We start from the raw sequence: 8,093 nt of genomic DNA on the forward strand, positions 1-8,093 counted from the left end.
TGTTTCTGAAAGGATCGCTAAGTAGTTAGTAGTATTTAATACTGTTTTGTACGCAAATTTTTCACCAGCAGAAATAGTACATATTCAGTAAACGTGCGCCTCCTTGGAGACTCACGTTAAGTAAGATGACTACCTTTGTGTTTGAAGTAAAAAGTTAACAGCAAGGTTTAACCATCACTAAAACAGCTTCATCAATTGGATTTTGAGCATTTTTAGGAGCAATAACTAATTGTTGACCCTTCGCTTCCTCAAAATGTGTTAGAGGTTTGAGTCTTTCCCAAAGTGTACCTGTTGCTTGTCCCATTCCATTACCTTTTGCATCGGTTTTAATTGCAGTAATAATTTCTTTGGAGTTTTCTGCACCGACAAGATACAATCCATACTCTTGCTTGGGTTTCAACCCTAAAACAAGTAAATCCAATCCCGAAACTTCCCCCAAGTCTCGAATCGTTAAATTACCCATCGCATCATTGCCTTTATGTGCTTTAAATGCGATGTTATGCGTCAGCATTTGAGTAGGCGATTTGAGATTATCCCGACCTTCGCCTATTGAGACTGCATTAGAAATATAAACTAGAGCCTGCGGCATATAACCGACCGGAATGCGGGCAATCTGTTTCTGCTTGATAGTATCAATTACATCAACAGCATCTCCATTTTCCAAACCCACATACACCCGCGTTCCATCTCCACTCGACCAAATTCCATGCGGTAATTCTCCAGTAGAAATTGTTGTTATCAACTCAGGATGATTGTCACGTTTATAGACTTTCACGTGATTAAGCCCCCCTACGGTTACGTAGGCGAATTTGCCATTGGTGTTATCAGCAAAGTTGACATGATTGGTAATTGCCCCCGTATCGAGGACATTTTTAATACTTAGGCTTTTAGTATCAAGAATGCTGACTTTGCCAATATCCTTGTGGGTAAACCAAACTTCGTTGTCATCAGGAGTAATGGCAATATTTGGGCAAAAAGGACTAACCACAGGAATTTTCTTCATTACCTGGTATGACTTTACATTTATTACATTCAGTTCTGGGGTAAAGCTAGAGCAAACATAAGCACGTTTGCCATCGGAACTAAATGCAATCATTCCCGGGCCTGAAGCGACTTTTACTTGACGAACTTCTTTTAAGGCTTTGGGGTCAATTACAGAAATGTAATCTTCACCGCGTACTGCAACCCATAACTCTCGACCGTTGGGAGTAAAAAAGCCTTCATGGGGTGAGCGTCCTAGATAAATTGTTCCTTTTATACCATTTGTTGCCGTATCAATTAGTGTGACTGCGTTAGAACCTGTAGAAATTACAGCTAGTGTGCGATGGTCAGGAGAAAAACCCATACCATGAACATTAAGTTCTCCTCGATACAAAGGGCTAAGAACATTCGGGCGGGAATTTCCGAGAGTAATTCGTCCTAAAAGAGTATTAGTGGCTGGGTTAATGACTGAGACAGTATTAGACGATTGGTCAGCTGTATATACCCGATCGCGATCACTGATTGGGATAACTGATGATACTGCTTTCTCTTCCGTTGATAAAAATGTTGTGACAATCGAGGTTGTCAGCAGGGAGAGAAGTAAGAAACAGATAAATAATAATTTTTTTCGTGCAAGCATTCGCTTATATTCCTTAAAGCTACTACTTGCTAAGTCTGAGACATAAATATTAAAAATCGGTGAATTATCTGGTTGGCACAGATATTTTTCGTCAATTCATACTTTTTTAATATGTTGCTTGCATTATGGGAGATAAATAGAATAGAAACTAATGCTTACTGCAACAACAGTTTTAATTGTTGAAGATGATACCAGTCTACTAGAGACTGTAAAAATTTACATTGAACGAGAGCGGATGCACTGTTTGACAGCTAATAATGGGACAGACGGTATGGCAATTGTGCAACGTTGCTGTCCTGATTTAGTTGTACTAGATATTATGTTGCCCGATTTCAATGGATTTGAGCTATGCCAAGCAGTACGTTCTAACCAATGCTTTGTACCCATTTTAATGCTAACTGCACGCGCCCAAGAAAGCGATCGCATCCAGGGATTAACTGTTGGTGCAGATGACTATCTGACAAAACCTTTTAGTGCAAAGGAACTAATCGCCCGCATCAAATCTTTGCTGCGACGGGCTTACCAAAAAGGATATTGTGATGTCAAACATGCTCGTGGTGTTGTGATTGACTGCGAATCGCGACAAGCTTATTTAAATGGCGAATTGTTGGAATTGCGCGGCAAGGAATTTGATCTTTTAGCACAGTTAGCAAAGCATCCAGGACGTGCTTACACCCGTGAAGAATTATTGGAACGGGTATGGGGATATGACTTTGAGGGCGATGTGAGAATTGTGGATGTTTATATTCGCAAACTCAGGGAAAGGATAGAGTTTAACTCGCCACATCCGGAATATATTCAAACGGTTTGGGGTGTAGGCTATCGTTTTAAAATCAGTGATGTATGAAACCGTGGCAAAGTGTATCCACCCGTTTAACTTTTACTCTTTTAATTGTCACATTAGGTAGTGTTGCTGGTTTATTTGTAATTATTGATCAGACTCTGATGCAGTTTTTTGTTAAAGATGCTCAAGGAACACTTTCGCAGCAAGCTCATGTTTTGGCAAAAAAAAGTCGCACTCATTGGCAAGATTTAAAGCTTGTTGAGCAGTTGACAGAAATCACCAGTCAGCAAGGTCGAGTCGAGGTCATAATTTTTGATCGAGCGACAAATATATTGTTAAAAAGTTCGGGTGTACAGTCGAATAGTTCTGTCAAATTACCACCTGATATAATTTCCAAAACACTGACGGGAGTATCTCACTCTGGACGATTATATGTCGCAAAAAATCCTAATTTTCAATGGTGGCTATATAGTACAGCACCTATTAAAAATATTACTGGAAATCAAGTTATTGGTGTAGTTTATGTTGCCATGCCTCTCAAACGCCCAAGAAGATTTGCAGATGAAGTTAAAGGATTAGTGATGATAACAGCAATCCTTTCGGCGGGGGTTGCAACAGCTGCTGGACTAATTTTATCCCGGACATTGACTAATCCTCTAGCTGACCTTCGCCACCAAGCACAACAGTTGGAAGCAGGAAATTACAGCACTCGCTCTCATCTGCAAGGAAACGATGAACTAGCTCAACTGGGGCATATTTTTGACCAAATGGCAGAAAAACTCATGCAAACACTCACAGCACTGCAAGCACAAGAAAAAGCACGGCGAGAGTTAGTAGCAAATGTTTCTCACGATTTACGGACTCCCCTTGCTAGTTTGCGTTTGGGATTGGAAGCGGTAATCGATGGTGTAGTGACTGAGAATAAAGCAGAGGAATATATTAAACGTGCTTGTCGTGAAACAGATTATCTTTCGTACTTAGTTGATAAATTGTTATTATTAGCACAAGCAGATGCTGGACAGCTTTCGGTTCACTCTCAGTCCGTTTGTGCAGTAGCGATCGCTCAAGAATGTATTTCTCGGATGCAACCCAGCGCAATGCAAGCAGATTTAGAATTGATGTTATTTGTCACATCAAAAATCACCACTGTTTGGGTAGACCCAGAACTTACAGGACAAGTAATTATTAACTTAATTGATAATGTGATTAAATATGCACCAGATTCTCAAACCGTGCATTTGAACATCCTCCCGTTGATAGAAAAAGAGCAATGTCAATATATACCTTTAGAAGTACAAGACTTTGGTAAAGGAATGACAGAAGATGTAATTGAGCGAGTAACAGAACGGTTTTACCGAGTAAATAATGCAAGACCACGGGGAGGACTGGGTTTGGGGTTAGCGATTGCCTCCGAATTTTGTCGCTTGCAGGGTGGTTTTTTAGAAGTCAAAAGTGAGCAAGAGAAAGGAACTATTATTACTCTCTATCTTCCGATTGCAGAGCAAAAAGAATAATTTTGATCGCAAGTAGCCTTTAATATTAATAGTCTTAATCGACTAAGTAATTTTAATATATTTTATGTCTGCTGGTTAGGAAATTGCGTATTAAATAGTATCAACTATTACCAGCTATTTAGGGCTTACTGGAAAAGAAAAACTTTTTGGTTTACTGATAATCTTTTTCTCCCCGTACCAGCATTTTGATAAGTTAGTTAGTACATAGTTTGAAACAATTGCAGTTAACGCAAAGAGGGGATTACGTTGAGTCACCATCCAGATGCCATTGCCCCCCACGGTGGACAGTTGGTTAACCGTATAGCTACAACTGAACAAAGGGCAGACTTTCTCTCAAAAGCCGACTTTTTGCCGCGAGTGCAACTTGACGAGCGAGCAGTTTCTGATTTAGAAATGATCGCGATCGGCGGTTTTAGTCCACTTACAGGTTTTATGAACCAAGCAGACTACGATCGCGTGGTTACGCAAATGCGGTTAGCTAACGGTCTTGTGTGGTCAATACCGATTACACTGTCGGTAGCTGAAGAAGTAGCTGATTCTCTTAAGGAGGACGGCTTAATTCGTCTGGATAACCCCAAAGGAGAGTTTGTTGGGGTTTTGCAGCTCACGCAAAAGTATCATTATGATAAAACCCGCGAAGCCATTAATGTCTACCGCACTGATGACGCTAAACATCCTGGTGTACAGGTAGTTTATAACCAAGGTTCCGTCAATCTTGCAGGTGATATTTGGCTACTGCAACGCGATCGCCATGCACATTTTCCCACCTACCAAATAGATCCAGCTGCTTCACGGCAGATGTTTAAAGACAAGGGTTGGCAGACAATTGTGGGTTTTCAAACTCGCAATCCTATCCACCGCGCCCACGAATACATCCAAAAGTGTGCTTTAGAAACTGTGGATGGTTTATTTTTGCACCCATTGGTAGGGGCAACAAAAGAAGATGATATCCCCGCTGACGTGCGGATGCGTTGCTATGAAATTCTGCTGGAACACTACTATCCTCAAGATCGGGTGATTTTGGCAATTAATCCCGCAGCCATGCGTTATGCTGGCCCTAGAGAAGCCATATTTCATGCTTTAGTTCGCAAAAACTACGGTTGCACTCACTTTATTGTCGGGCGGGATCATGCTGGGGTTGGTGACTATTACGGCACTTATGATGCTCAATACATCTTTGATGAGTTCGAGCCGGGTGAATTAGGTATTGTGCCTATGAAGTTTGAACACGCTTTTTACTGCACGCGTACTAAACAGATGGCGACAACTAAAACTAGTCCCAGCAAGCCAGAAGAACGTGTTCATCTATCAGGAACAAAAGTTAGGGAAATGCTGCGTCGAGGTGAATTACCCCCACCAGAATTTTCCCGTCCAGAAGTGGCGGCGGAATTGGCGCGGGCGATGCGACTACAAGTATTGGCTTAGGGCGGTTAAACTTTAACTTTACACACAGACTTCAGCCCTTTAAGCTGTTAGCTGATGGGCTGAGGGCTGATGGCTAATTTATGAAGCGTCGGACTTTTTTCAAACGGATTGGTTTAATACTTGCGGCATTGGGTGTATCTGAGACAGAGTGGTTGACTTTAGGCGATCGCTATTACCAAGTCTTGGCACAACCGACTCCGCATAAATTGGCATTATTGATAGGCATCAATAAATATCAAAAAAGTCCATCTCTTAGTGGTTGTCTAACAGATGTAGAACTGCAAAAAGAACTATTGATGCATCGGTTCGGTTTCCAAGCTGCCGATATCCTCACCTTAACTGAAGAGCAAGCTGATAAAAAATCAATTGAGACAGCTTTTGTAGAGCATCTTGGCAAGCAAGCTAAGTCTGGGGATGTGGTTGTTTTCCACTTTAGCGGCTATGGTACTCGCATCAAGTCAGCAGAACTTGCGGATACAGTATTAAACGCTTTAGTTCTAGCCAAGGAGTACTACATACAAGATGAGAAAATAGTCAACTATTTATGGGAAGAAAACTTATTGTTATTGCTGCGATCGCTCTCCACCGACCGTGTTACAGCAGTACTCGATACTAGTTACTATTCTCCAACTTCAGTCCAGCCAACAGGATGGGGAATCCGCGTACGTCCAGAGTTAGTCGCGACCCAGTTAGCAGCAGCAGAACTCGACTTTCTCCAACAACTCAAAAATCAGACTGCACTCAATACACAAAACGCAGAACTTAGCAACATAGCAGTATTATCTGCAAGTTCTGATCCAAAACAGTCAGCCAGGGAATTACTATTTTCTGGTTTTAGTGCTGGCTTATTTACCTACGCTTTAACCCAATATCTTTGGGAAATTACCCCAGCCAAAACAATTCAATTTAGCCTCTCTCATGTAGGCAGTTCTATACATCAGCTGGGTAGCAAACAGCAGCCAGGGTTATTGAGTAGTAAAAACAACAAAGCTTTAACTATCGGGAATTTTCTCCCAGACGACTTGATGGGGGCAGAGGGAGCAGTAATAGGAATTGAAGAAGACGGAAAAACTGCTAATCTATGGTTGGGAGGAATACCTCCACAGGTGCTGGAGTATTATAGCGCTAATTCCAGGCTCACCTTACCAACGGGAGAACAACTGGTATTGCGATCGCGCAGTGGATTAACAGCAAAAGCCTCAATTGCCAAACTTGAAGGTACAAATTCCCTCAAAGTCGGACAACTCCTTCAAGAAGCTGTTCGTGTGTTACCTCGAAATATTAATTTAACTGTTGCCTTAAGTACTGGATTAGAAAGAATTGAACGAGTAGATGCTACAAGTGCTTTTGCCGGAGTTGACCACGTTTCGACTGTTATGGTGGGAGAACAATCAGCTGATTATGTGTTTGGTAAACTATTACAAACTCCCAGTCGCTATGGACTATTTTCTTTAGACGGTGAGGTGATTGGCAACACCGCTGGGGAAGTTGGGGAAGCAGTGAGAGTGGCAGTGCTGCGGTTAGCAGCAAAATTTCCCGCCTTATTAGCAGCAAAATTATGGCGACTAACAGAAAATGAAGGTTCTTCTCGCTTGGCAGTTAAAGCAACCCTAGAGATCATTAACACCATATCGTCACGGGTCATCATCAAACGGGAAACTTTACGAACTCTGAGTTTAGAAAAACCGAGTAGTAAATCACTCGCAACTCAAACTTCAGCCCTAACTACTCCCATTGTGCCTATCGGTAGTCGAATGCAATACCGAGTGCAAAATCAAGGCGATCGCCCATTATATTTAATGTTACTGGGATTGAAAAACAATAGAACTGCGATCGGCTTCTACCCTTGGCAAACCCTAGAAGAATCTAACATTTCAGAAACCCAACCCATGCTTAAACCAGTGGTTGTTGCCCCTGGCGAAACAGTCGCAGTACCACAAACAGAAGCTGCATCTGGATTGATGGTTTCGGGGCCAGCTTACGAATGCGAATATCAACTGATTCTCAGCACCGCCCCTTTTAGCAAAACCTTGGAAGCCTTAGAAACCGCTAAGTATCCGATAGCAGACCGACAATTCATCAACACATTGGTAAATCCCTTAGAAGTTGCCCAGGCTTTACTACAAGACTTGCACAACACCAGTACTATCAAAGCCGAGATGAACAGTACAACCTCAGAATCCTATGTGTTAGATGTAAATAATTGGGCAAGTCTTAATTTTAGTTTTCAAGTAGCGTAAGTAGACAACATAATCGTTTTTCATCCCATCCTTCAACAGCGTAAAGCCACGAATTTATGGCTATTTCATGTTCATGCTTTATATCACAGTTCTATGTTCTATTTTGATCCCTCTATCTAGTATAGAGAGATAAAAAAGCCTCCTAGCTGTAACTCACCTAGGAGGCTTTTTGATTTGAATAAACAGACCTGGCATCGAGCTATTTTTGCGTAGGGCTACCCCTAAACTATCGTCGCCGCAACAGCGTTTCACCTCTGAGTTCGGGAAGGGTTCAGCGTGGTTCCACCGCGCAATAGACACCAGGAAAACCTGATGGGAATTAAAAATTAAAAATGTAAAATTAAAAATGACTTTTGAAATTTTACATTTCTAATACTTCACAAAACCCTGAAGACTGCAAGTAACGCGAATGAATTGGTAACCAAATGTTTGAGAGGTCAAGCCCTCGGTCTATTAGTACGGCTCGGCTGCATACATTACTGCACTTCCACCTACCGCCTATAAACGGG

5 protein-coding genes and 1 rRNA gene are annotated in these 8,093 nt (G+C 41.8%); 4 read left to right on the forward strand and 2 right to left on the reverse strand.

The window, feature by feature from the left end; all coding sequences use genetic code 11:
- Positions 1-154 precede the first annotated feature (154 nt).
- Entirely contained in the window at positions 155-1,621 is a 1,467-nt protein-coding gene (locus I8751_RS13685; protein ID WP_214439710.1) for a YncE family protein, read from the reverse strand.
- Between the two features lie 151 nt (positions 1,622-1,772).
- On the opposite strand from I8751_RS13685, the gene I8751_RS13690 reads away from it, so the two are divergent.
- From I8751_RS13690 to I8751_RS13705, 4 genes are all read left to right on the forward strand, one after another.
- The gene (locus I8751_RS13690; protein WP_214439711.1) at positions 1,773-2,468 is read left to right on the forward strand and encodes a response regulator transcription factor; all 696 of its coding nucleotides are present in this window, start codon (positions 1,773-1,775) and stop codon (positions 2,466-2,468) included.
- On the forward strand, positions 2,465-3,919 hold the full coding sequence (locus I8751_RS13695) for a sensor histidine kinase (protein WP_214439712.1): 1,455 nt from the start codon (positions 2,465-2,467) through the stop codon (positions 3,917-3,919). Before I8751_RS13690 ends, I8751_RS13695 begins: the two co-directional genes overlap by 4 nt.
- Before the next feature lie 246 nt (positions 3,920-4,165).
- Entirely contained in the window at positions 4,166-5,344 is a 1,179-nt protein-coding gene (gene sat / locus I8751_RS13700) for a sulfate adenylyltransferase (RefSeq protein WP_214439713.1), read from the forward strand.
- An 80-nt stretch (positions 5,345-5,424) separates the two neighbouring features.
- A complete protein-coding gene (locus I8751_RS13705; RefSeq protein WP_214439714.1) occupies positions 5,425-7,584 on the forward strand; it encodes a caspase family protein in 2,160 nt (719 codons plus the stop codon).
- Between the two features lie 186 nt (positions 7,585-7,770).
- On the opposite strand, the gene rrf is transcribed toward I8751_RS13705, so the two are convergent.
- A 5S ribosomal RNA gene (gene rrf, locus I8751_RS13710) occupies positions 7,771-7,888 on the reverse strand.
- Positions 7,889-8,093 lie beyond the last annotated feature (205 nt).

This window comes from Atlanticothrix silvestris CENA357 (assembly GCF_016056295.1).
GTDB classification, from domain to species: Bacteria; Cyanobacteriota; Cyanobacteriia; order Cyanobacteriales; family Nostocaceae; genus Atlanticothrix; species Atlanticothrix silvestris.

Bases quoted from the DNA above. Each gene is read 5' to 3' on its own strand.
- I8751_RS13705 (WP_214439714.1), top strand. From the start codon at position 5,425: ATGAAGCGTCGGACTTTTTTCAAACGGATTGGTTTAATACTTGCGGCA.
- I8751_RS13685 (WP_214439710.1), bottom strand. From the start codon at position 1,621: ATGCTTGCACGAAAAAAATTATTATTTATCTGTTTCTTACTTCTCTCC.
- I8751_RS13695 (WP_214439712.1), top strand. From the start codon at position 2,465: ATGAAACCGTGGCAAAGTGTATCCACCCGTTTAACTTTTACTCTTTTA.
- I8751_RS13690 (WP_214439711.1), top strand. From the start codon at position 1,773: ATGCTTACTGCAACAACAGTTTTAATTGTTGAAGATGATACCAGTCTA.